A 23,380-nucleotide genomic window follows, 5' to 3' on the forward strand; every position below is an offset into this window, starting at 1 on the left:
TTTACATCCAGCGCTCGCTTTCACGGCGTTTCGGCCACAAGGCCGGTAGCACTAAGCCAAAAATAAGGCCGATTAACAAGATGGCTGAGCCGATAACCATCGGATTTTGCCAGATACTGGTTTGGGTTGCTTCCAGTTGTGTTTTAAGCTGCTCATATGAGCGGTTTGCCTGGGCTAACTGCTCCTGCGCGTTTTCCCGTTCTGCAATAGCGGTGTTAAGCTTGTCACTTAAGTCATCACGCTGCTGCCCCAATTGCTGTAGCTGATCGCGCTGACTGTTAAATTTCTCAGTCAGGGTTTCCAGCTGCGTTACCAGACCAGGAGTGTAACTAACATATTCTTTTGGTAACCAGCCGGTTTTATTGCCTTCATATCTAATTTGCGCATAACCACTGTCGCTGTCTTCGCTAAGAAAAGTCACGTCCTGACCTGCGTTAATAGTGCCAACTATCCGGTATTGATTACCCGGTCCGGAATGCAGATAAACAAAGAGGGCATCACTGATAAATGCTGGTTTCTCTGCAGCAGATTGCTGAGCCAGCACTGGCCAGCCAAGGGTTATTAATATGAACGGCAGGAAAAATATCCGGGAAACAGAGCTGCGAAATAATCTAAACATAGGTATCCTAATTCATTCTAAGCAAGGGTTACGCTTGTGCAGTGGTTAACACGATACTCCGGATGATAGGGAGTTGTCAGCAAATTGACAAGTGTAAAAGTTGGCTGGGCGGGCCGCACCTTAACACAGAGGATAGCCTAATATGAGTATGGAGCTGGAATTAAAGTATTTATTGGCCTCGCCTGACAGCAATCAGTTGCCAGAGCTGTTAGCTACCTTAGGCTCAGTTACTGACAAGGGGCCGGCGGCCTTATTGAATGCTTACTATGACACACCAGACAATTGGTTTCGCCGTCATAATATGGGGCTGAGAACCCGCCAGAAAAATGGCCGCTTTGAACAAACTCTTAAACTGGCCGGACAGCAACATGGTGCGCTGCAGGCGCGGCCGGAATTTAACGTGCCGGCGGCAGATATCGTCCCGGTATTAGCGGATTTTCCTGGGGATGTCTGGCCTGCCAATACTGATATTGCCAATTTACAACAACAACTCACTGAGATCTTTCGCACCGATTTTATCCGTCAGAGCTGGCAGCTTACCTGCGAAGGCACCCTGCTGGATGTAGTATATGACAGTGGCGAAGTGATAGCGGGCGATAAAACTGAGTTAATTGCCGAACTCGAGCTGGAGCTGCTTAGTGGCAGTGTTAATCCGCTATTTGGTGTGGCCGGGTATTTAATTGGTAAACTGCCGCTGCGCACGGGCTGGCTTAGTAAAGCGGCGCGTGGATACTTATTGGCAGAAAAGCAACAACTGCAGATGCCGCTGGCTGAACAACAGGGGGTGATTGCCAACCTGAAAGCACTGCAGTGTGCAGAAGCCTTATATTACCGGGCTGCTGGGAATACAGCTAATCAGCTGGCGCAGTTGCCAGTACTGGAGCAGGCCGGTCATTACCTGCAGGCGCTGAGTGCTGAGCTCGCTGCACTGCAATATGGCGGATACAGTGAACAAAGCGTAGCCTTGGCCCGGCAGCTAGAGCAAGGGGTTGTGGTGTTTGCACATCCTGCTTACAACCAGTTGCTGCTCGACCTGACGGTATTATTGTTGCAGCAAAGTAACCCGTTAACAATAAGTGGCGCAGTAACTGATGCAACTGCCAGGCAGGAACGGTCATGAGCGACACTGATAACTACTGGCAGGATACCTACCAGCAACTTGGTGGCGCTGAGCTGACTGCCGGGCAGCAACAGCAACTCGTTAGCTTGCTAAAAGCCAGTTTATTTTTAGGTCGCACATTAATTCAGCAGCCGGAGCTGGTAAGCCTGTTGCTGGATAAAAACGCGGTGGCGCAACAAATTAGCCAGCAGTGGGGTGATCCGCTTACTGCGGTTGAGTCAACAGATGAGGCAACGGTATTCAGCTGTTTACGGCGCTACCGCAACCGGGCGCTGGTGTTGCTGCTGACAGCCGATATTTATCAGCTGCAGACTACTGAGCAGGGGCTTACCAGGGTGTCCAGTCTGGCAGATTGCCTGATTAACAGTGCCTACCGCTGGGCGTATCAGCTGCAACAGCAACAAAACGGTACGCCATTTGATGAGCATGAAGAACCCATGCCAATGCTCATTCTGGGAATGGGTAAATTGGGCGGTAAAGAGCTTAACTTCTCATCTGATATTGATCTGATTTTCACCTACCCCGGCCATGGGGAAACCCTCGGTGGTCGTCGCTCACTGGAGCATCAGCAATTTTTCACCAAAGTCGGTCAGAAACTTATTGCCGCCTTACATCAGGCAACGGCCGATGGTTTTGTTTATCGGGTAGACATGCGGTTACGGCCGTTTGGCGACAGTGGCCCCCTGGTACTGAGCTTTGCTGCGCTGGAAGATTATTATCAGGAGCAGGGGCGCGACTGGGAACGCTATGCGTTGTTAAAGGCCAGAGTATTAAACCCCGACCAGCGTCATGCAGAGGAACTGCAAAAATTATTAAAACCTTTTATTTACCGGCGTTATATCGATTTTTCAGCCATTGAGTCGCTGCGGCGAATGAAACAGTTGATAGAGCAGGAAAACCGGCGGCGTAACCGGGTAGATAATATTAAGCTGGGCGCAGGTGGTATTCGCGAAGTGGAGTTTGTGGTGCAGACATTGCAGTTAATCCGCGGCGGGCGCATACCACAATTACAGCAACAAAGCCTGTTAACAGCGCTGGAGGGGTTGGTGCAGCATGAGATGTTGACAGCCAGCCAGGCCGCAGAATTAAAAAACGATTACTTATTATTACGCCGGGTTGAGCAAGCGCTGCAGGGGATTGATGATAAACAAACCCAAACGCTGCCAGCGGATAACACCGGACGCAGACAATTGCTGGCGTGTCTGAATATTGCTGACTGGCCAAGCCTGCTGCAACAGGTAACTGATGCGATGAGCAGGGTGCATCAGCAATTTAAGCTGGTAATTGATCATGAAGACAGCCCGGAGCAGGAAGAATTAGGTGTCGGGCGTTTACTTTGGGGCAGCCAGTTACCAGCTGTGGAGCTGGCCGAACAACTGGACTGGCTGGACACCGAGGCTGCTATTGCCATGATTGAGCATATACAGGCGTTCCGCCAGGATTGTCAGAAGCGCAGTGTCGGGCCGCGCGGCCATGACTTTTTAAGTAAGCTGATGCCGATTTTGCTGCATTTATTGCAAACTGAACAGGCTGACAGTTTAGTGCTAAGCCGGGTATTGGGCGTGTTCCGGCAAATTATGACCAGAACCGCCTACCTGGAACTGCTGTTTGAAAACCCCGCAGCACTGCAACAATTGGTGCTGCTGTGTACCCAGAGTGGCTGGCTGGCCGAGCAACTGGCGCGCTATCCAATGCTGCTTGACGAGCTGATTGACCCGGAGCAGCTCTATCGGGTGGCCGATAAGGCCGATTATCAGGACCGGTTGCGCCAGTACTTATTGCGGGTGCCGGAACATGACTTAGAGCTGCTGATGGAAACGTTGCGCCAGTATAAACAGGCACAACAACTGCGGATAGCGGCGGCTGATATCAGCGGTGCCTTACCATTAATGCAGGTCAGTGACCATTTAACCTGGTTAGCAGAAGTGGTGATGGAGCAAGTGGTTGCCCTGGCCTGGCAACAAATGACTGCGCGTTATGGCCTGCCAGAGGGGGCAACTGACACTGATCGCGGTTTCGCCGTTATTGCCTATGGCAAAATGGGGGGGCTGGAGCTGGGTTATGGCTCTGATCTTGATCTGGTGTTTTTACACCACTGCGACAGCCTGGCCAGTACCAGTGGCGATAAGGCAATAGATTCGCGCCAGTTTTATCTGAAATTAGCACAGCGGGTGCTGCACCTGGCAACCACCCGCACTAACAGTGGCGTATTGTACGATATAGATACCCGGCTTCGTCCTTCCGGTAATTCCGGCCTGCTGGCCATTCATATTGATACCTATTTTCAGTATTTGCGGGACGAGGCCTGGACCTGGGAGCATCAGGCGCTGGTAAGAGCCAGATTAATTATTGGCTCTGAACGAATGGCTGCATGCTTCAGTAAAATCCGGGCAGACATTATTGAGCTGGAACGTGATCCTGCGCAATTACGCCATGATGTAACAGCGATGCGCCAGAAGTTGCGCAGCCATCATGGTAATGCTGACGATGATGTCAAACATAGTATTGGTGGCATTGTTGATCTTGAGTTTATTAGTCAGTATCTGGTGCTGGCGCATGGTAAAGCCTATCCGGCACTGTATCGGTTCAGTGATAATATCCGGATCCTTGACGCCGCGGCTGCAGTGGGTTTACTGGTGGCGCAACAGGTAACTGAGCTGCAGCAAGCTTATCAGTTACTGCGTGGCTGGGGCCATCGGCTGACGCTGGCGCCGGCCAGAGTGCCCACCGAAAGCCGGCTGGTCGCTGCCCGGGCAACGGTAGAGGACGTTTGGCAGCAATTATTTGCGACTGATTAGCCGGCTTTAGGGCTAACAATTGGCCGGCAATGCTGCTGCAGGTAGGGGGTAAGCCGGTTGGTAATAACCGCCGCGCGTTCGTTCGGGCAAAAATAGGTTAATACCGGTTCAGCAAAATCAGGTGCTATTGCTTTACCAATGGTATGCACTGTACCAAGTAAGGTAGTGTCGGTTTGAAAATATTGCTTAATTACGTAATCCCGTGGAAGGGTCCAGTATAATTCAATGCCTTCGCTTCGCGCATAGTCGCTGAGGGTGGTTTTTAAGCTCTCACCAGCCCGGAACCGCCGGTCAGTCACCAGCCCTTGCCAGTTCGCCGGGGCTGGCAGTACTTCACGGCCGCGCTGCGCCAGGTTACGGCTTAACTGGCCGCTGGTGTCGGGCAAAGTAATATGAAATTCACTCTGATCCCTGCTGCCAGCCTGATTGCCGCGGATTTTACTGTAAAACTCACTGAAACCCCGCGCCGCGGTATTAACGGTTTCTTTTTGAAATATCATATCTGCTTTGGTCAGCAGCAAGTAACCAGCGGCCAGCAGTATCCCCAGAATAACTAAAGTGCGAACCCAGTACCACATGATTATTGTCTCCCGTTAGCGCTGGCCGGTGTTTCAGGCTTATACAGCGACGGATCATCCGGCTGCGGCCGGGTTTTAAAGCGGCGGTGCAGCCACATATATTGTTCAGGATGTTTCAGTACCGCTTGCTCAACCCACTGATTAACCCGGGTTACATCGGCTTTATCATCGCCACTGGGGAAATGGTCAAATGCGGGCAACACCTCAACCTGATAGCCCTGATAGCCAGGTAAGCGATAAGTATAGACCGGGATCACCACGCAGTTCGCGGCATTGGCAAATAACAGGGTACCGGTAGTGGTCGCAGTTTCTGCTACGGCAAAAAATGGCACAAATTCGGCGCGGTTGCGGCCATAGTCTTGATCTGGCAAGTAAAAACACACCTCTTGCTGATCAAGTGCCTGGATTAATCCTTTCACATCGCGTTTGCCTACCATATATTTATTGGCACGATTGCGGCCATGGTATTGCAGGTAATCCATTAACGGGTTGTTATGTGGCCGGTAAAAACCAACACTCGGATGGGTTAAGCCAAATACCCGGCAGGCCGCTTCCAGGTGCAGAAAATGGCCTGCCAGCAACAACACACCTTTACCCTGGGCCAGCGCTGCCTCAATATGTTCGTAGCCGCTGAAATGAGCCAGTTTTCGTATCCGCCAATTTGGCCACCACCAGCCAATAATGGTTTCAAACAACGCTTTACCTGATTCGGCAAAGTTTGCTTTTAGCAGCCTTTGTTGCTCTTCGGCAGGCATTTGCGGAAAACACAGGGCAATATTGCGGGCTGCCACTTTGCGCCGTGAGCCCAGCAGTTGATAGAGCAAGGCGCCAAAAGCACTGCCCAGCAGCATTAATACCCGGTACGGCAACCAGCTGATTAGCCACATCAGGCCCACACCTAACCACAGTAACCAATATTGGGGAAGCAAAAAGCGCCAGCTAAAACGGGGAGCATTAACCACTATGGCTGTCTCGGTAGTAAATTATGCGGCTATTGTAACGAAAAAAACCGGCCAGAAAAGGCCAAACTGGTAAGAGGTTCACCGCAAACGCGGTGAACCTTAAGCGAAGTTACTCTGTTAACCCTTGATTAATCGCCAGTAAGTCCTGCTCGGACAAATTACCCGCCGCCTGTTTCAGCGACAAAATAGCGATAACATAGTTGTAACGGGCACCTGATAAATTGCGCCGGGCTTCAAACAGGTTGCGGGTACTTTGCAGTACGTCAACAATAGTGCGGGTACCTACTTCAAAGCCTGCTTCGGTAGCATTTAACGCACTTTCGGCAGACACAACCGCTTGCTCCAGCGCCCGAATGGTGGCGATATTGGCGTTAATATCATTAAATGATACCCGGACCTGGCGCACTGCAGTACGGTAGCTTTGCTCTAAATCCTGGCTGGCTGCCACATAGTTAGCGCGGGCTACTTCTGTTGCTGCAACCGTGCCACCACCGCTGTACAGTGGCACCCGTAAATTCAAACCAATACTATCGCTGTCAAAACGTGGAGGATTACTGCGTTGGCTGTTGCCACTAAAGGTTCGTTTCGTTTCAAAATCGTCAGTACCGTAGCTGGCATCAAGACTCAGCGTCGGGTAATGACCAGCTTTGGCGTTGTCGATATCGTTCTTGGCAATATCTAATGCCAGTTTATTAGCTTTAATATTAAGATTTGTTTCTTCAGCAATGCTAACCCAGCCATCGGCTGTGGCTGGTGACGGTTGCACCGTATCAAACTTATCGGTATCTAAACTGGCCAGTTCACTATGATACTGGCCGGTAATTTCACGTAACGTTTCGCGGGCGGTTTCCAGATTATTCTGGGCAGCTATTTCCCGTGCCACGGCACTGTCATACTGGGCCTGGGCTTCGTGCACGTCGGTTATGGCGGTTAAACCTACCGCAAAACGCTGTTTGGTTTGCTCGAGCTGGCGCTCAATTGCCGTTTTCTCTGAACCGGCAAAACCTAAATCATCTACTGCTTTTAGGACATTGAAATAGCTTTGCGATACCCTGACAATCAGGGCCTGAGCTTCGGCGTCCAGGATAGTCTGGCTTTGCATAGCCTGTTTTTCAGCAGTATTGAGGTTTTTCCAGTTGGTCCAGTCGAATATCGATTGGCTTAGTCCGATCTGAGCATTCCAGCCGGTAGTTTCACTTTGCACGGTAACCAATTCATCGCCAATAAAAGACTGGCCTTCACCATTTCGCCGGCTATACCCGGCGGTCAGGTTGATTTGCGGCAGTAAACGGGCTTTGGAAATATCAATCCGTTCTCTGGCAGCATTGCGGATTGCTTCTGCCCGCAACAACTGCGGATCTTTCTGGGAAGCAAGCTGATAGACAGTAGCCAAGTCTTCCGCAAACACAGTGGCGCTGAATACAGTGAGCGAAGACAATATTAAAGTACTTAAAAGCGTTTTTTTCATAATCACCAAGTCCTGGCTTAAAGGAAATTGCCCAAATGATAACCTGTTACGGTAAACTAAGTCAGAATTAAACCGTAAACTTATGGTCAAGAGTGTAACAAAATGTGAGGGCAGTCATGTCTGAAAGCAATAATGATGATTATCCATCATTTACGGCACAAGATGTAAAGATAAGCGATAAAAGCACGGTTTTTCAAGGCTTTTTCCGGGTGGAACGCTGCCGGTTGCGTCACAAACTCTACGCTGGCGGCTGGAGCAGCACTATGGTGCGGGAGATATTTGAACGGGGCCACGCTGTTGCGGTATTACCTTATAACCCGGCAACTGATGAACTGGTATTAATTGAACAGTTCCGGGCCGGCGCCATGGTTGATAACCGCAGCCCCTGGTTGCTGGAAATTATTGCCGGTATGATAGACAAAAATCAGAATGCCGAGCAAACCGCCAGACGTGAGGCGCTGGAAGAAGCCGGGCTTGAGCTTGGCGAACTGTGGCCTATGCTTAGTTACTTTTCCAGCCCGGGTGGCAGTACTGAGCGGGTGCAGTTGTTTCTTGGCCAGTTAACCGGGCCGGTTCAGCCAGGTATTTATGGCCTGGCGGCGGAGCATGAAGATATAAAAGTACAGTTGTTACCTCGTGCTGACGCCCTGCAACTTTTGGCAGAGGGTAAAATTGACAATGCTGCCACGGTAATTGCACTGCAGTGGCTAAGTTTACATTTAACCGAGGTGCGTAGCGCCTGGAGTACTAATGCTGTTGACTAAACCGCGGCAATATCAGCCGCAGTTACCCGATTTTCTCAGTTTGTGTGAGCGTAATTATGCCCGCCTGAACCGTTTGTTGCCAGCCAGTTTTGCGCCTGGTTTGCAGTGGTTTATTGCCATTAATCCGCAGCAGCACTATCAGTTAAGCGTGCTGGAATGTGGTCCTTTTACTACCCGGTTACAAATTGAACTTGTTATGACAAGCCAGCCTGCGGCTGCCAGTAATTTTACCAGCCCCAGTTTTGATGTGCAGCTATACCATGATGCTCAGTTGGCTGAAGTAGTGCGGGTGGCCAGGCACCGCAAGTTTGCAGCGCGCTATCCCTATCCTAACCCCCAGATGATGCAGCCGGATGAAAAGCGGCAGATAAACCTGTTGCTCGCAGACTGGCTGAAGTTATGTGTTGACCAGGGATATAGTGTGGCCGCAGCGGACCTGAACTAATGGCAGTGTTGCAGTTAGCCGCCAAAGCGCGATATCAAATAATACAGTTAAGCGATTGTCACCTGCTGGCTGACATCGATGGTATTTATCAGGGGGTAAAGCCCGGTCGCTATCTGGAACGGGCAATCGAGACCATTGCCAGCAGTGACTACCCGCCGGATGCGGTTATTCTCAGTGGTGATTTAAGTCAGGATCACAGTGCGGCATCTTATCAGCTGCTGGCCCGGCTGCTGGCGCCATTATGCTGCCCGGTACTGGTGCTACCCGGCAATCATGACGACTACAGTCAGCTGCATTGGTTAACCGGCCAGGCGCCGCTGGTAGCTGCGACAAGTTTGCAACTGGCTTGCTGGCAATTGCTGCTGCTTGATACCAAAGGTGATACGCCGGCAGGTTTCTTTGCAGCCGGCAGGCGCAGCGAGCTGGCAGGGCGTTTTGCTGCAAGCAGCGCCAGCCACTTCTGGCTGTTCAGCCATCATCACCCATTACCCCTTGGCAGTGCTATTGATAAACATGGCTGGCAGGATGCCGCACCTTTCTGGCAGTTACTGGCAACTGAATCCCGGGTGCGGGGCCTGGCACATGGCCACTGTCATCATGCCTACAGCAAACAGCATCAGGCTATTCAGCTGGTGGGGTGTCCGGCCAGTTCCGTGCAATTTTGCCAGCAAGACAGCTGGCACACCCTGGACCAGGGCCCGATGTATTGCCAGTGGCAATTTACGGCTGATGGTCAGGTAGACTGGCAATTTATTAGCGTCAGCCCTTGACAGGCATAACAGGAGAGCACGCTTGACCCTTTATTATTTACATGGCTTTGCCAGCTCGTCGCAGTCAGTGAAAGCGGTGCAGGCCAGCCGGTTTTTTGCTACGTATTATCCATCGCAGCCCTTTGTCGCACTGGATTTAGCTTATACCCCGGATGAGGCGATGGCGCATTTAACGGCGGCCATGCACAAGGCACCGCCTACGGCTATTATCGGCAGTTCGCTCGGCGGTTTCCTGGCAACGGTGATGGCCGAGCGCTATCAATGCCGGGCCTGCTTGATTAACCCGGCGGTAGCACCGCATCAGGTGCTGGCAGATTATCTGGGACACTATCATCATCCGGTACTGCAGCAAGATTTTACTGTACAGCATTGTCATATGGCACAGCTGGAACAACTGATGCCAGCGCAGTTGCAACAGCCTGCCAACTATTTAGTACTGTTGCAAAGCGGCGACGAAGTGTTAGATTACCGCAAAGCCGTTAGCTATTATCGGGGCGCCCGGCAACAGGTGATTAATGGTGGTGACCACAGCTTTATCGGTTTTGCCGATTATCTGCCGGCCATTGCCGCATTTTGCCAGTTAGTGCCGCCTGCGATCGCGGGCTCCCAGTGACCAGACAGTGACAAAAACTATGACAGAACAACTGTATAACGCCGAATCAATTGAAGTTTTAACCGGGCTTGAACCCGTGCAACGCCGTCCGGGCATGTATACCGATACCACCCGCCCCAACCACCTTGCGCAGGAAGTGATCGACAATAGTGTTGATGAAGCACTGGCGGGCCATGCCGACTTAGTGCAGGTTATTTTGCATGATGATCAGTCACTGGAAGTGATCGACAACGGCCGCGGTATGCCGGTTGATATTCACCCGGAGGAAGGGGTGTCCGGGGTTGAACTTATTATGTGCCGCTTGCACGCCGGCGGTAAGTTCTCTAATAAAAACTATCAGTTTTCCGGTGGTTTGCACGGGGTGGGTATTTCTGTTGTTAACGCGCTGTCGAGCCGGGTTGATGTCAGTATCCGCCGCGATGGCAACGTATATGATATTGCCTTTGAGCATGGCAATAAAGTAACAGAACTGGCCATTACCGGCACGGTTGGTAAACGTAACACCGGTACCCGCCTTCGCTTCTGGCCAACCCCGAGCTATTTTGATTCACCAAAATTTTCAGTCAGCCGGCTGCTGCATGTGCTAAAAGCCAAAGCAGTATTGTGTCCGGGGTTAACGGTAAAGTTTGACGACAAAATTAACCAGCAGCAGTACAGCTGGTGTTATCAGGCGGGGATCCGGGATTACCTGGCTGAGGCTGTGCAAAATTATGTTGCCTTGCCGGAGCAACCTTTTGTCGGTAATTTCAGCGGCTCACAGGAAGCGGTGGAATGGGCTCTGTTATGGTTACCAGAAGGGGGTGAGCTGGTCACCGAAAGTTATGTGAACTTAATTCCTACCGCTCAGGGAGGGACTCATGTTAATGGTTTGCGCCAGGGCTTACTGGAGGCGTTGCGCGAATTTTGTGAGTTTCGCACCTTACTACCCCGAGGTATTAAGTTGTCGCCGGAAGATGTCTGGGACCGCTGCAGTTATGTGCTGAGCGTTAAAATGCAGGATCCGCAATTTGCCGGCCAGACTAAAGAGCGGTTGTCATCGCGTCAGTGTGCTGCCTTTGTCTCGGGGATTGTTAAAGATGCCTTTAGCCTGTGGTTAAATGAGCATACCGACATTGCGCTGGCTCTGGCCGATTTCTGTATTAATAATGCCCAGAAACGCTTAAAAGCAGCGAAAAAGATTATCCGCAAAAAAGTGACGTCGGGCCCTGCATTACCCGGCAAGTTAACTGATTGTTCGGCGCAGGACTTAAATCAGACTGAATTGTTTCTGGTCGAGGGTGACTCGGCCGGTGGCAGTGCCAAACAGGCACGGGACCGGGAATTTCAGGCAGTAATGCCGCTGCGTGGCAAAATTTTGAATACCTGGGAAGTAGAGTCAGGCCAGATCCTGGCATCTCAGGAAGTGCACGATATCTCAGTAGCAATTGGTATCGACCCGGATAGCCAGGATTTAACCGGGCTGCGTTATGGCAAAATTTGTATTCTGGCCGATGCTGACTCAGACGGCCTGCATATCGCAACCTTACTTTGCGCATTATTTATGCGCCATTTCAGCACCCTGGTTGCAGCTGGCCATGTCTATGTAGCGATGCCGCCTTTGTACCGGATAGATATTGGTAAGGATGTATATTACGCGCTGGATGAAGATGAAAAAAACGGTGTGCTGGATCGGATAGAAGCGGAGAAGAAGCGCGGTAAGGTTAACGTGCAGCGTTTTAAAGGACTGGGTGAAATGAATCCATTACAACTGCGTGAAACGACGATGGACCCTAACACCCGGCGTCTGGTGCAATTAACCATTGATGATCTGGCTCAGACCATGGAGTTAATGGATATGTTGCTGGCGAAAAAGCGGGCTACCGACCGGCGCGACTGGCTGGAGTTAAAGGGAGATCGGGCGCTGATTGCCTGATACTTCAGGCTTACTTGCCAAGGTAACTGAGTAAAGGATGTGAAACTGTTTTGATTAAATTCTGCCGCTACTTTTTGCTGCTGTTATGTTTGAGTATGGCTGTTCTGATCCGGGCCGAGCCAATTCCTGACTGGTTGCTGGAGCTGGACAGCCTGAAACATCGTCAGCCCGAGCAAAGTCTGGCAATGCTTACTGCGCGCCAGGCTGAGTTTGCCAGTCAGCCAGATGTCGTTAAGGCTTATTGGTTGCGGCAACAAGCGGCATTGTTCAGCGCAGTTGGTCGTCATCAACAGCAGCTGCAGGCCGCGCGTCAGGCACTGGAGTTGCTGCAGAATACTGAGTCGGCACTTAAGGTCGAGGTGTGGTTTGAGCTTGGGTACGCCCTGGAAATGCAGGTGCAGCTAGCTGAAGCACTGGAACATTATCAGCAGGGAACCGCTTTGGCTACCCTGCTGGATAACGAAAAACTTATCTTACGCGGCCAGATTAATCAGGCTGCGATTATGAGTGAACAAGACAATGATCAGCAGGCCCTGACCTTACTAAAAGAGGTGTATCAGCGTGCTGAGCTGCTGCAGGACCCGGAAATACTGGCAGAAGTATACGCCCAGCTTGGCTTAATGTATTCCTCTCTGGCTTTTGAAGATGATGCACTGGAATTTCTGCAGCGGGCTCTGGTGTTGTATCAGCAATTAGGCTGGGTCAAAAATGAAATAGCGGTATTGTTTAATCTGGCCCGGACCTTTAGTTATCAGGAAAAATATCAGCAGGCGCTGGATCATTATAATCAGATGTTGCAACGCAGTCTGGCCGCCAATGACAACTTCAATTTATATCATGCCTACCTTGGGCTGGCGATCACCAGCGCAGAAATGAGCCGCACTGCGGCGGCGCTGGGTTATATTGAGAAAGCCGAGCAATATTTAGCAAATTTACAGTCCAGTTATCATTTGCAATCGCATCATTATGAGAAAGCGTTAATTTACCGTGACTTAGAGCAGACATCGCTAGCCATGCAACAAGTGATACTGGCTGAACAAGCGGCCAGGCAGCCGGCTGAGCAAGCAGGCCATGTCGGTTTGGCGATTAAACTGTTGCGAGCCGAGTTATTGGCCCAGCAAGATCAGTATCAGAAAGCCTACTTTGCGCTGCATGATTTTATTGACGGTTTTCAGCAGCTGCGTAATAAAGAGAATGAACTGGCGCTGGAGCATATGCGGCTGGAGTTTGACAGTGAACGGCAACAGGTTCGCACCAGCTTACTGGAAGCAGAAAACGAATTAAAAGCACTGCGGTTGCAGGAAGTAGAGCGTAAGCGACAAATCCAGTTGTTGTGGCTGGCTATTCTGGGTTGCACCAGCCTGATTTTACTTGGCATAGTGTTATGGCAATTTACCCGGCGTGCCGGTAAAACCAGCCACAACAAAACCGACGTGCTGCTGTAACACACTAGCCAAATATTAAATTGTGTAAAAATTGGTTTTAATAACGACTTATATAACGAATTAGCTTACTAACAACAGGAACCGGCATGACAGAAACGGTGTTATCCCAGGACGGCATAGAGCAGTTACCGCTGCGCCGCTTTACTGAAGAAGCCTACTTAAATTATTCAATGTACGTCATTATGGACCGGGCTTTGCCGCATATTGGCGATGGCTTAAAACCAGTGCAACGGCGAATTATCTACGCCATGTCAGAGCTGGGCTTGTCACATCTGGCCAAATATAAAAAGTCAGCCCGTACCGTCGGTGATGTGCTGGGTAAGTTTCACCCGCACGGCGACAGTGCCTGTTATGAGGCTATGGTGCTGATGGCACAGCCGTTTTCGTATCGCTACCCGCTGGTTGACGGCCAGGGTAACTGGGGTGCCCCGGATGATCCGAAATCCTTTGCGGCCATGCGTTACACCGAAGCCAAATTATCCCGTTTCAGCGAAGTGCTGTTATCTGAGCTTGGCTCAGGTACCACCGACTGGTCACCGAACTTTGATGGCACTCTGGAAGAGCCAAAAGTATTGCCAGCCCGTTTACCCCACATCCTGCTAAATGGTATTACCGGTATTGCGGTTGGGATGGCGACGGATATTCCGCCACATAATGTGCGGGAGGTTGCTAATGCCTGCGCCGCGTTACTGGACAACCCGCAAAGCTCAGTTACTGATTTAATGCAATACGTACAAGGGCCGGATTATCCGACAGACGCTGAGATTATCAGCCCGGCCAGTGATATTGCGGCGATTTATCAGAGCGGCCGCGGCAGTATTAAAATGCGGGCGGTATACCAGCTGGAAGACGGCGACATTGTACTGACGGCACTGCCACACCAAACCTCGGGTGCAAAAATTCTGGAGCAAATTGCCGGCCAGATGCAGGCGAAAAAGCTGCCTATGGTAAGTGACTTACGTGATGAGTCAGATCATGAAAACCCTACCCGGATTGTTATCGTGCCGCGCTCAAACCGGGTCGATATTGAGCAGCTGATGCAGCATTTGTTTGCCACTACCGATTTGGAGCGCAGTTACCGGGTTAACTTAAATATTCTGGGGTTGGACCAGCGGCCGCGGGTTAAAAACCTGCTGGAAATTCTCAGCGAATGGCTAAGCTTCCGCCGTGATACGGTGCGCCGCCGCTTGCAATATCGCTTAGATAAAGTACTCGACCGCTTGCATGTATTGGAAGGTTTATTAATTGCCTTTTTAAATATCGATGATGTTATCCGGATTATCCGCACTTTTGATCAGCCCAAGCCTGAGCTGATTGCATTTTTCGGGATTAGCGAGCGCCAGGCCGAAGCTATTTTAGAGCTGAAACTACGCCATTTAGCCAAGCTGGAAGAAATGAAGATCCGTGGTGAGCAGGACGAGCTGGCCAAAGAGCGTGACAAACTGCAAAGCATTTTAGGCTCAGAGAAAAAACTGACCAAACTTATCCGGGATGAACTACTGGCCGATGCTGAAAAATATGGTGACGATCGCCGCAGCCCGCTGGTGACCCGCGGCGAGGCTAAGGCACTAAGCGAAAAAGAGTTATTGCCAAGTGAGCCGGTGACGGTGGTGCTGTCTGAAAAAGGCTGGGTACGCTGTGCCAAGGGCCATGATGTCGATGGCAACGCTTTAAGCTATAAAGCCGGTGATGCCTTTAAAGCGATGGCCAGTGGCCGCTCTAATCAGCAGGCGGTGTTTATTGATTCCAGTGGCCGCAGCTATGCCACTGAAGCGCATGAACTGCCATCGGCCCGCGGTCAGGGCGAGCCGTTAAGTGGCCGCTTTACCATTGTTGCCGGTGAAACGGTCGACCATGTACTGCTGGGCGATGACAAGCGCGCACTGTTGTTAGCCAGCGACGCTGGCTATGGTTTTGTAGCCGAATACAGTGATTTACTCAGCCGTAATAAAGCGGGTAAAGCGGTACTCAGCCTGCCGGTCGGTGCTAAAGTATTGCCGCCGCTGGTGGTAAAACAACCCGAAACAGATTTACTGTTGTGTATCTCGAATGAAGGCCGGATGCTGGTGTTTCCGGTCAGTGAGTTACCGAAACTCAGTAAGGGTAAGGGCAATAAGCTGATGTCTATTCCATCTGCCCGGGCTGCCAGCCGTGAAGAGTATGTGTGTCAGTTGGCGGTAGTGCCGGCTGATGGCGGCGTTACTCTGGTAGCCGGTAAACGCAAACTTAGCTTAAAAACAGCTGATTTAGAGCATTATATGGGTGAACGCGGCCGGCGGGGTAATAAACTGCCACGTGGTTTACAGCGGATTGACGAAGTGCAGTTGCAACAGGGAAATGCAGCCAGCCCGCTAACTGACGAAACCGCCAGTGATCAAACCAGCAATGACAACTAAAGCCGCTATACTGTGCCCCTTTTATTCAGAAGGGGCCTTAGGGTGATAGCTGTCGTTCGTTTAATATTGCTGACGTTATTTTTTATTCTCAGTACCCTGGCAGGGTTAATTGTTTGTTTGTTCAGGCCTTTTCATCCTGACAACGTCGCACTTTTCAGCCACTGGTATGGCAAGGTTTCCTGGATACTGGGTATTGAAGTTGAAGTGCGGCGCGACCCGGCGATAGTTGTCGGTGAGCCCTACGTTTTTATCGCCAACCATCAGAACAACCTAGATTTATTTACGCTCAGTGGCACTGTGTTGCCTCGCACGGTTACGGTTGGCAAGAAAAGCCTGAAATATATTCCGTTTTTTGGCCAGTTATATTGGTTAAGCGGTAATATCATGATTGATCGTAACGATAAAAATAAGGCATTAACTACTATGCTGGCTGCAGCCGAGCGCATTTCGCAGCATAAAATTTCAGTATGGATGTTTCCCGAGGGTACCCGTAGTTATGGCCGCGGCCTGCTGCCTTTTAAAATGGGAGCCTTTCATATTGCCCTGGAAGCAAATGTGCCGCTGGTACCGGTAACAATGAGCAGCACCCATGGTCAGTTCAAACTTAACCGCTGGAATAACGGCAAGGTTATCGTCCAGTTTGCCGCGCCAGAGCCGTTTAGCAAACAAGATAACCTGCGCCAGTTTGCCAAAAATATCCGCTTACAGATGGCTGAACAAATTCAGCGGCTTGATGAAGAGCTCGGCAACGACTACACTGCGCGAAACAGCAAATTAAAAGAGTAATTGCATGGAAAACTGGCAGGAATTTACTGAAGATACCATAGGCGCATTGCTGGAAGATGGCAGCGATCCGGATGCACTTTATACCGTAGAGCATCACTTCTACGATAAAGACTTTAACAAGCTGGAAAAGCTGGCCGTTGAGTTATTTAAACTGGGTTACGAAGTAACCGATGCCGAAGAAGTCGAGTTTGAAGACGGCAGCAATGCCTGGGTGTTTGACGCCATTCGCGAGCAATCGCTGGAAGTTGAACCTATCGTTGCCGATGCGATTAAGCTGGAAGAACTGGCCCACAAACACGGCGTGGAATACGATGGCTGGGGCACGTACTTTGAAGGCGACGAAGAAGATTTTGAGCTGGATGATGACGAAGAGTAACAACTATTATCTATAGCGCTGCATGATGGTATCTAACGTGCCATCTTGTTTGCTTAGTTGCAGCGTGCGATTAAGATTGTCGATGACGGCTTCAGGCACCTGCATATTGCAGGCCATCCAGAGTTCGAAGGCTTTATCACTGGTAGCAACCGGATAGATAGCAAGGTCTTTTTGCGAGGCAATAAAAGGGCCGCCAATTGAACCGGCCAGCCATAAATCAATGCGCTTTAACTGCAGCATTGCCAGGTTTACCGGGATCTCAGCAATACGCTCAATTTTCAGGCCCTGTTCAACCCCATAGTCGGTAAAAGCGTCGGCGGTTTGGCCGCCGATCCTTAACTTGCTTGCCTCAGCTAAGTGATTAAATTTGGGCTGGTTGGGGTCTGTCGAAAATAACTGAACATATTCTTTGCTTAACGGGCCAACCCATCGATATAGTTCTTCGCGTTCAGTTGTTCTGACGGCTGAAAAAAAACAGGCGTTAGATTGCGTTTGGGTAAACAGCTGGGCGCGACCCCAGGGCATAATTTCAAAACGTCCGCGGTAGCTTAGTTTATCCAGCACCTGTTGGATAAGCTCGGTATTTAGCCCCGAAACTTCACCATCCCGGGTAAAGTTCCAAGGGGCATATTCTTCGGTATACAAACGCAAGAAAATTGAATCGTCAGGCTTTGCATAAGCAGGCAGCTGCCACAAAATAGCCAGCATAAAAATTAAAGCCTGACGCATACCAATACCATCATTCAAAAACTACTTATGTTACTTAGTGTAGGTTAGAAATACGTTACAGCAACCAGTCTTGGTAGCAGATGGTTAGCCTCCGCCGCCAAGCCGGTCGCGTAGTTTATCTTTTAATTTGTCAGCGGCCTGCTCTTTTACGCCGGCCAGTTTGGCATTAAGCATTTGCTCAATATTGCCCTCTAGCGCTTTGGCTTCGCTGTCCTGTGTATTCAGCGTAGTTAGCCAGTCGCTCTGGCCTGCCAACTGTTGTTGCAGTTCGTTGTCGAGTTTGCTGCGTAAATCTGTTTGTAGCGCTGCAATTTTCGCTTTAGCTTCACCCAGCACGGCGTCAGCCAGCAGTTTATCCAGTGGTGAGCGAATGCTAACTTCAGGCGCGCTGATTAAGCCGCTGGCAGTTAAGTTTAGGGAGATTTCTGCCTGCTGGTTCAGCAGGGCAGCCAGTTGCTGAATATATTTGTTAGGGCTGGCGCTAAACTCAGCCTGGCGCAACACCACCTGTGCCTGCTGCTTAACCTGGTTGTCGACCAGATTAAGCTTACCGGTGGTGCTCAGGCTGGCACTGGCCAGCTGTAGCAGGGTGTCGCCACGGCCAATATCCATACTGTCGACATTAATGCCCTGGAGCTGCCAGTTTAGATTAGTAACCATTTGCTCCAGCACGGCAAAGTCGCCATCCAGTTTCAGCAATGACAGCTGCGGTAAGCCGGTTACCTCGGCATTAAAACGGGTTGCAGCGTTTATAATCTCATGCTGGGCAGTAATATCCTGCAGCTCAATTAACGCTTCACCCCCACATATCAGCCAGTTGACCCGGGCATTTTTAATCCAGAAATCCGGATAAGGCTGGCTGGGAAGCGGCAAAATGCGGTTTGGCAGGCTGAGTTTCGCTTGGTTATTCTGCTCCTTGCCCGGTAAACTTTCCGGAATATAAGGCTGTGCCAGCCGGTATACGGCCTCCAGTTGGCCAATCCGCTCACCCCAGAAATCGCCGAGTAAGATTTGGCTGATTGGCGCCAGGCCACCATCGCTGATGTTGGCCAAATCCTGCAGTTTTTGCCAGTCACTGCTGCTGGCATCACGCAGGGCGCCAACTGCCTGCTGCAGCTGTTGCCGACTCTGGCTTAACTGTTGCTGCACGGCTGTGAGTTTATCCCGTTCGGCCCGCAGGGTATCCTGCAGCTTTTTAAGCTCGGCTGCTTTAGCGGCTAAGTCGGCCGGGTTGGCAATTTGGCTGTCGGTTAATGCCTTAATATCTGCCTGAATTTGTTCCAGCCTGGCTTTGTCTGGCAGTTGTGATGGTAAATCCTGCAGCACTTGTTGCTGGTTCTTAGCCAGCTGCTGTAACTCTTCGCCACGGGCCACGGTTTGTAAATCGGCCCGGGCCAGTAGTTCTTCGGCATTGGGTAAATCGAGGCGCAGTAATTGCTGTAAATCAACTTTGTCTGCCGGGTCAGCATGTGGCCCGCGAAACACCTTGCCCGGACTGCTGCGCTCGGTACCATAGGCCAGGCCATCGACGGCTAAATCATTAATAACATAGTAACCCAGTAAAGCGGGCCACAGTTCCAGGGCAGCGCGGGCGTTACTAAAACTGATGGTGTTGTGACTGGGTTTAGCGTTGTCGGTAATTTGCAATTCACTAACGTTAAGGGTCAGCGGCGCCAGGCTTACCGATACGTCGCTGATATTTACTTCGGCGCCTACGGCTTTTTCCAGGCTGTATACCATGCCAAGCCGGATGGCGGTGCCAAGAAACAGATAAACCAGAGCCAGGATGGCAGCCAGCATTGCAAGAAAAATTAACCAACCGGATTTACGGATCATCTCACGCTCCTTAATTTAATTTTTCATACAGTTGCACCAGCTTGCTGGCTTTTAACATCTGCACTACTTTCCACTGTTGCAGTTTGCTCATTACCCGGCCGCGGTATTGTTTCACCAACACTGTGCCAAGCCAGGCCACCGGCAACAGTAACAGCATACCCAGCACAAAGGCCCCTAATACCAGAGTATGGTGCAAATGAAACAGTTGCAGCGTTTCACTTTGCGCCAGCAGCTGCAGCAAGCCGGGGCTTTGAGCATACTGCCAGGTAACGGCTTCCAGCGCGTCACCGAAAATAAACATCAGACCGCTACACAGGCCCCATACCAGCAGAAAAGTAGCCAGGTTAATGGTAAACAGACATACCAGCAAAATAATGAACAGGGTGAGTAAGCCAAAAGGTAGTAAACCCGCCAGCAGACCCAGGCCAATGGCCCAGCCAATTTGCCAGGGTGAGGCTTCAGAGTTCAGTACTTTAAGAATTCGGGCAAGCAGGGTTAGCATAGGACATCCTTCATAGTCACAATGTTTGCTACTTTATAAGGTAACAGGCGCACCGGCGTTTGTCAGCCGCCGGTGCTTGAAACAGTGACAATAAAAGGAATTAAAGCAGGGTTTTACTGCAATTGGTGGTTAAGCCGACGTTGGCTAAGTTGCTGCCAGATAATGCGCAGGATTAAACCCGCCAACAGCAACGCGGCAGCCAGTTCCAACCAGCCTGGCAGCACAGAATGCTGGTGTTGCATGGCGCCCTGTACAGAGATATCAAAATAGGCCAGCCCCTTATCCAATAACCAGCCAAACAATACTGACATAACAATAACCCCGAACAAATAAGCGGCCAGCGCCCGTTTGCCCAATTCTTTATAAACAACACTGATAGTGGCAATATTAGTCGCAGGGCCTGCCTGCATAAATACCAGGGCTGCGCCCGGCGAGATACCTACCAGCATCATCGCGGCGGCAATCGGGGTGGAGGCGGTGGCACACACGTACATTGGCACTGAAATCAGCACCATTAATAGCATGGTCCAGATACTGCTGCCATATTGGCTCAGGAAATCCATCGGTACCAGGGTTTGCACCAGGGCAGCGAAAAATAACCCTACCATCAGCCACAGATAAAAATCACTTAATAGCTTGCCGGTACTATACTGCATGCCATCTTTAGCTTGTTGCCATAGCGTCAATTTTGCCTGTACCGTGTTTTTTGAACCGCAGCATGAAGCTTTAACCGGTTCGCTGACAACTGCCTCGCTGACCGCAGGCACTGCTTTGGAGGCACAACAACTTTTTAGCGGCGCGCCGGCCGGGCCTGACTGTTCGGTGGCTTTGCCTACCAGTAAACCTGAGGTAATAGCGCTTAAAATAGCAGCAACTGGCCGGACAATAGCCATCACCGGCCCCAGTAGCACATAGGACACGGAAATAGAGTCGACTCCGGTTTCCGGGGTGGCGCTTAGAAAGGCGACAGTAGCGCCTTTGCCTGCGCCACCGCGACGTAACTGCATGGCAGCCGGGATAACCCCGCAGCTGCAAAGTGGTAACGGTGCACCTAACAGCGCCCCTTTGATTACCGGTTTTATCCCTTCGCCGCCCAGTTGTTTCTGCAGCCAGTCCATCGGGATCCAGGCTTTCATCACTGCGGCGACCACTAAACCAACCAGCAGCCAGGGCGCTGACAGCACAAACAGCTGCCAGAAATTATCGATAAAGCTCAGCATCAGTTATGCTCCTTATTATGTTGCTCAGCAGCATGTTGCTCTGGTTTAACGGCGCTGCCTTGCTCCAGCGCGGCCAGAATAGAGCACTCGGTGGCGCTAATGTTGCCACCACAGCAGGCATCATCGAGTTGCTGCAGCGCCTGCCGGAACTGCTGCAGTTCAGTCAGTTGTCTGTCAATTTCCCGGATCTTTTGCTGCACTTTGTTTTTGACATCACTGCACTGCCACTGGCTTTTATTATCTTCAATTTGCAGTAACTCGCTAATTTGCTGCAAACTAAAACCGACACTTTTTGCCCGCAGGATAAACGCCAGTCGCTGACTATCCGCTTCAAGGTACAACCGGTAGCCTGCTGCAGAGCGGGCGCTGGGATTTAGCAGCTGCTGTTTCTCGTAGAAGCGGATGGTATCAACACTGACACCGTGCCGTTTAACCAGCTCACCAATTTTCATTTTATTACTCCTGAAATCTGCTAACACTTTGCTATTCGCTTAGTATAAACCCTTGAGCTTACTCCAGAGTCAAGCAGCCGCTAAAATAAGCAGGCGCCAACCCTCAAAGTGTGTCAGTACCCAGCAATAGCTGAATGCTAATACCTGTCACGACAGCGGTGCCCAGTACCACCAGAACAAAGGCAATCATCAGCGGCCACTGAAATAGCCGTTTTAGAATAATCATTTCTGGCAGGCTGGCGCCGGCACCACCAATGGTCAGCGCCATGACAGTACCCAAACTGACTCCTTTCGCAACCAGGGTGGCGGCCAGCGGTAACATGGTACTGGCCCGCACATATAATAAGATGCCGCTAAGTGCTGCACCAGGGATCAGCCACCATGGGTTAGTGCTGCTTAAGCCCGCCAGCAATGATGCTGGCACATAGCCATGAATAACGGCCCCGACTGCAACGCCCAATGCAATATGGGGTAAAAAGCTGCGGGTTTCTTTAATTGCCTGCTGCAGTAATGCTTTTAGTGACACTCTGCTTACCGCCTGCACTGCCGGTGCAGTATTAGCATTGCCACAGCAGCTGTTTGCGGCGGCTGGTAAAGTTACAAAACGCTGAAAATTAAATGCTTGCAGAAACATGCTGCTGGTAATTGCCACCCCTAGTACTGCCACGCTATATATCAGTAACAGCTTTAAGCCGAAAATAACCCACAGCATGGCGATTAAATACGGATTTAACAGCGGTGAAGTAAACAGGAACGTCATTACCGGACCAAAAGCGGCGTTGGCTCGTAACAAGCCAACCATCATCGGCAGGGTTGAACAGCTACAGAAGGGGGTTATAGCACCCAGGCCCGCCGCCAGCATATAGCCACTTTTACCAGATAACAGCGCCTTGACCCGTGCCTTTGGAATTTTTAACTGCAGCCAGCTGACCAGCATACTGATTAGCACGAATAACAGCAGCAGTTCACTGAACACGATGACGAAGAACTGCAGGCTGGCATAAAGCGCATTTTGATTAAGGTTGGTTAAATCCGGCATTTTCAAACTCCTAATTTTTATTATTCCGCAAATATCGAAATAATAGTTAATAAAAAAGCCCGCTTGGGCACTTACATTTCCATCATTGTGGAATCATTTTATTTCGATCAATATGGAATTGTCAATATGCTTCGATAAATATAGAATGATTTTATTTTCTGACGAAAGTCAGTAGCGAAGGGAGTGAACAATGGAACTTGAAATGGCTGCAGCCAGGCTGGCTGAGCTGGGTCACAGTACCCGGCTGGCAATATTTCGTATTTTGGTTAAAGCCGGCAGGCAGGGCGTAAGTGTTGGTGATATCCAGCAACAGCTGGATATTCCGGGCTCTACCTTATCGCATCATTTAGCCCGAATGATCAAGGTAGACTTACTGCAGCAACGGCGCGAGGGCCGAACACTTTATTGTCAGTTGCAGTTTGCAGTTGTTGAGGCGTTATTGGGCTACTTATATGCAGAGTGTTGTGCGGCTGACGGTCAACCACTGTTAACAATCAGCAAAGCGGCGCTTAGCAGCGACAGGTGTTGATGCTTTTGCGAACAACAGCCT

22 protein-coding genes are annotated in these 23,380 nt (G+C 50.6%); 12 read left to right on the forward strand and 10 right to left on the reverse strand.

Translation table 11 applies throughout. From position 1 onward, the window contains the following. Window position 1 precedes the first annotated feature (1 nt). A complete protein-coding gene (locus tag H141_RS0104970; RefSeq protein WP_019675142.1) occupies window positions 2-619 on the reverse strand; it encodes a TIGR04211 family SH3 domain-containing protein in 618 nt (205 codons plus the stop codon). A gap of 142 nt (window positions 620-761) precedes the next feature. On the opposite strand from H141_RS0104970, the gene H141_RS20890 reads away from it, so the two are divergent. Both H141_RS20890 and glnE read left to right on the forward strand, forming a co-directional pair. Next, a complete protein-coding gene (locus tag H141_RS20890) occupies window positions 762-1,739 on the forward strand; it encodes a CYTH domain-containing protein (protein ID WP_019675143.1) in 978 nt (325 codons plus the stop codon). Continuing rightward, window positions 1,736-4,537 carry a bifunctional [glutamate--ammonia ligase]-adenylyl-L-tyrosine phosphorylase/[glutamate--ammonia-ligase] adenylyltransferase gene (glnE, locus tag H141_RS19875; protein WP_019675144.1) on the forward strand — a complete coding sequence of 934 codons (2,802 nt, stop codon included), beginning with the start codon at window positions 1,736-1,738 and terminating at the stop codon, window positions 4,535-4,537. Before H141_RS20890 ends, glnE begins: the two co-directional genes overlap by 4 nt. Here the strand turns inward: glnE and H141_RS0104985 are convergent. The 3 genes from H141_RS0104985 to tolC all read right to left on the reverse strand — a co-directional run bounded on the left by H141_RS0104985 (window position 4,534) and on the right by tolC (window position 7,545). After that, window positions 4,534-5,115, reverse strand: coding sequence for a TcpQ domain-containing protein (locus tag H141_RS0104985; RefSeq protein WP_019675145.1), 582 nt, complete (start codon window positions 5,113-5,115; stop codon window positions 4,534-4,536). The two genes, glnE and H141_RS0104985, sit on opposite strands and share 4 nt — an antisense overlap. A 2-nt stretch (window positions 5,116-5,117) precedes the next feature. Continuing rightward, window positions 5,118-6,077 (reverse strand): LpxL/LpxP family Kdo(2)-lipid IV(A) lauroyl/palmitoleoyl acyltransferase, encoded by a 960-nt coding sequence (gene lpxL, locus H141_RS0104990; protein WP_019675146.1) that lies wholly within the window; start codon window positions 6,075-6,077, stop codon window positions 5,118-5,120. A gap of 109 nt (window positions 6,078-6,186) precedes the next feature. Continuing rightward, complete coding sequence (gene tolC / locus H141_RS0104995) at window positions 6,187-7,545, reverse strand: outer membrane channel protein TolC (RefSeq protein ID WP_019675147.1); 1,359 nt, start codon at window positions 7,543-7,545, stop codon at window positions 6,187-6,189. A 116-nt stretch (window positions 7,546-7,661) separates the two neighbouring features. On the opposite strand from tolC, the gene H141_RS0105000 reads away from it, so the two are divergent. The 9 genes from H141_RS0105000 to rraB all read left to right on the forward strand — a co-directional run bounded on the left by H141_RS0105000 (window position 7,662) and on the right by rraB (window position 17,052). Continuing rightward, window positions 7,662-8,309 carry an NUDIX domain-containing protein gene (locus H141_RS0105000; RefSeq protein WP_019675148.1) on the forward strand — a complete coding sequence of 216 codons (648 nt, stop codon included), beginning with the start codon at window positions 7,662-7,664 and terminating at the stop codon, window positions 8,307-8,309. Beyond that, on the forward strand, window positions 8,296-8,754 hold the full coding sequence (locus tag H141_RS0105005) for a DUF1249 domain-containing protein (RefSeq protein ID WP_019675149.1): 459 nt from the start codon (window positions 8,296-8,298) through the stop codon (window positions 8,752-8,754). The genes H141_RS0105000 and H141_RS0105005 overlap by 14 nt, the downstream gene beginning before the upstream one ends. Next, a complete protein-coding gene (locus H141_RS0105010; protein ID WP_019675150.1) occupies window positions 8,754-9,524 on the forward strand; it encodes a metallophosphoesterase in 771 nt (256 codons plus the stop codon). Before H141_RS0105005 ends, H141_RS0105010 begins: the two co-directional genes overlap by 1 nt. 22 nt (window positions 9,525-9,546) lie before the next feature. Further along, window positions 9,547-10,137 carry a YqiA/YcfP family alpha/beta fold hydrolase gene (locus tag H141_RS0105015; RefSeq protein ID WP_019675151.1) on the forward strand — a complete coding sequence of 197 codons (591 nt, stop codon included), beginning with the start codon at window positions 9,547-9,549 and terminating at the stop codon, window positions 10,135-10,137. 19 nt (window positions 10,138-10,156) lie between these two features. Next, entirely contained in the window at window positions 10,157-12,049 is a 1,893-nt protein-coding gene (parE, locus tag H141_RS0105020) for a DNA topoisomerase IV subunit B (protein ID WP_019675152.1), read from the forward strand. A gap of 95 nt (window positions 12,050-12,144) precedes the next feature. Then, complete coding sequence (locus H141_RS0105025) at window positions 12,145-13,494, forward strand: tetratricopeptide repeat protein (RefSeq protein ID WP_157610754.1); 1,350 nt, start codon at window positions 12,145-12,147, stop codon at window positions 13,492-13,494. An 86-nt stretch (window positions 13,495-13,580) separates the two neighbouring features. Beyond that, window positions 13,581-15,890 carry a DNA topoisomerase IV subunit A gene (parC, locus tag H141_RS0105030; RefSeq protein ID WP_019675154.1) on the forward strand — a complete coding sequence of 770 codons (2,310 nt, stop codon included), beginning with the start codon at window positions 13,581-13,583 and terminating at the stop codon, window positions 15,888-15,890. A 42-nt stretch (window positions 15,891-15,932) separates the two neighbouring features. Then, window positions 15,933-16,676 carry a 1-acylglycerol-3-phosphate O-acyltransferase gene (locus tag H141_RS0105035; protein ID WP_019675155.1) on the forward strand — a complete coding sequence of 248 codons (744 nt, stop codon included), beginning with the start codon at window positions 15,933-15,935 and terminating at the stop codon, window positions 16,674-16,676. Window positions 16,677-16,680: 4 nt separating this feature from the next. Further along, window positions 16,681-17,052 carry a ribonuclease E inhibitor RraB gene (gene rraB / locus H141_RS0105040; RefSeq protein WP_019675156.1) on the forward strand — a complete coding sequence of 124 codons (372 nt, stop codon included), beginning with the start codon at window positions 16,681-16,683 and terminating at the stop codon, window positions 17,050-17,052. Between the two features lie 6 nt (window positions 17,053-17,058). Here the strand turns inward: rraB and H141_RS0105045 are convergent, their stop codons facing one another. From H141_RS0105045 to H141_RS0105070, 6 genes are all read right to left on the reverse strand, one after another. Further along, entirely contained in the window at window positions 17,059-17,781 is a 723-nt protein-coding gene (locus tag H141_RS0105045) for a substrate-binding periplasmic protein (protein WP_019675157.1), read from the reverse strand. A gap of 84 nt (window positions 17,782-17,865) precedes the next feature. Beyond that, complete coding sequence (locus H141_RS0105050) at window positions 17,866-19,617, reverse strand: TIGR03545 family protein (protein ID WP_019675158.1); 1,752 nt, start codon at window positions 19,615-19,617, stop codon at window positions 17,866-17,868. Between the two features lie 10 nt (window positions 19,618-19,627). Continuing rightward, window positions 19,628-20,119: a TIGR03546 family protein gene (locus tag H141_RS0105055; protein ID WP_019675159.1), complete on the reverse strand. Its 492-nt coding sequence runs from the start codon at window positions 20,117-20,119 to the stop codon at window positions 19,628-19,630. 113 nt (window positions 20,120-20,232) lie between these two features. Beyond that, window positions 20,233-21,339, reverse strand: a complete 1,107-nt coding sequence (locus tag H141_RS0105060; RefSeq protein ID WP_019675160.1) for an SO_0444 family Cu/Zn efflux transporter — start codon at window positions 21,337-21,339, stop codon at window positions 20,233-20,235. Then, entirely contained in the window at window positions 21,339-21,791 is a 453-nt protein-coding gene (zntR, locus tag H141_RS0105065) for a Zn(2+)-responsive transcriptional regulator (protein ID WP_019675161.1), read from the reverse strand. The genes H141_RS0105060 and zntR overlap by 1 nt, the downstream gene beginning before the upstream one ends. 103 nt (window positions 21,792-21,894) lie before the next feature. After that, a complete protein-coding gene (locus tag H141_RS0105070; RefSeq protein WP_019675162.1) occupies window positions 21,895-22,830 on the reverse strand; it encodes a permease in 936 nt (311 codons plus the stop codon). A gap of 190 nt (window positions 22,831-23,020) precedes the next feature. On the opposite strand from H141_RS0105070, the gene H141_RS0105075 reads away from it, so the two are divergent. Continuing rightward, the gene (locus tag H141_RS0105075; protein ID WP_019675163.1) at window positions 23,021-23,359 is read left to right on the forward strand and encodes an ArsR/SmtB family transcription factor; all 339 of its coding nucleotides are present in this window, start codon (window positions 23,021-23,023) and stop codon (window positions 23,357-23,359) included. The last annotated feature ends 21 nt before the right edge of the window (window positions 23,360-23,380 follow it).

Origin of the sequence: Arsukibacterium perlucidum DSM 18276, assembly GCF_000382165.1 — a bacterium.
Lineage (GTDB): Bacteria > Pseudomonadota > Gammaproteobacteria > Enterobacterales > Alteromonadaceae > Alishewanella > Alishewanella perlucidum.

Coding starts and splice junctions, on each gene's coding strand:
- H141_RS0104970 (WP_019675142.1), bottom strand. CDS start 619: ATGTTTAGATTATTTCGCAGCTCTGTTTCCCGGATATTTTTCCTGCCG.
- H141_RS20890 (WP_019675143.1), top strand. CDS start 762: ATGAGTATGGAGCTGGAATTAAAGTATTTATTGGCCTCGCCTGACAGC.
- glnE (WP_019675144.1), top strand. CDS start 1,736: ATGAGCGACACTGATAACTACTGGCAGGATACCTACCAGCAACTTGGT.
- H141_RS0104985 (WP_019675145.1), bottom strand. CDS start 5,115: ATGTGGTACTGGGTTCGCACTTTAGTTATTCTGGGGATACTGCTGGCC.
- tolC (WP_019675147.1), bottom strand. CDS start 7,545: ATGAAAAAAACGCTTTTAAGTACTTTAATATTGTCTTCGCTCACTGTA.
- H141_RS0105000 (WP_019675148.1), top strand. CDS start 7,662: ATGTCTGAAAGCAATAATGATGATTATCCATCATTTACGGCACAAGAT.
- H141_RS0105005 (WP_019675149.1), top strand. CDS start 8,296: ATGCTGTTGACTAAACCGCGGCAATATCAGCCGCAGTTACCCGATTTT.
- H141_RS0105010 (WP_019675150.1), top strand. CDS start 8,754: ATGGCAGTGTTGCAGTTAGCCGCCAAAGCGCGATATCAAATAATACAG.
- parE (WP_019675152.1), top strand. CDS start 10,157: ATGACAGAACAACTGTATAACGCCGAATCAATTGAAGTTTTAACCGGG.
- H141_RS0105025 (WP_157610754.1), top strand. CDS start 12,145: ATGGCTGTTCTGATCCGGGCCGAGCCAATTCCTGACTGGTTGCTGGAG.
- parC (WP_019675154.1), top strand. CDS start 13,581: ATGACAGAAACGGTGTTATCCCAGGACGGCATAGAGCAGTTACCGCTG.
- rraB (WP_019675156.1), top strand. CDS start 16,681: ATGGAAAACTGGCAGGAATTTACTGAAGATACCATAGGCGCATTGCTG.
- H141_RS0105045 (WP_019675157.1), bottom strand. CDS start 17,781: ATGCGTCAGGCTTTAATTTTTATGCTGGCTATTTTGTGGCAGCTGCCT.
- H141_RS0105050 (WP_019675158.1), bottom strand. CDS start 19,617: ATGATCCGTAAATCCGGTTGGTTAATTTTTCTTGCAATGCTGGCTGCC.
- H141_RS0105055 (WP_019675159.1), bottom strand. CDS start 20,119: ATGCTAACCCTGCTTGCCCGAATTCTTAAAGTACTGAACTCTGAAGCC.
- H141_RS0105060 (WP_019675160.1), bottom strand. CDS start 21,339: ATGCTGAGCTTTATCGATAATTTCTGGCAGCTGTTTGTGCTGTCAGCG.
- zntR (WP_019675161.1), bottom strand. CDS start 21,791: ATGAAAATTGGTGAGCTGGTTAAACGGCACGGTGTCAGTGTTGATACC.
- H141_RS0105070 (WP_019675162.1), bottom strand. CDS start 22,830: ATGCCGGATTTAACCAACCTTAATCAAAATGCGCTTTATGCCAGCCTG.
- H141_RS0105075 (WP_019675163.1), top strand. CDS start 23,021: ATGGAACTTGAAATGGCTGCAGCCAGGCTGGCTGAGCTGGGTCACAGT.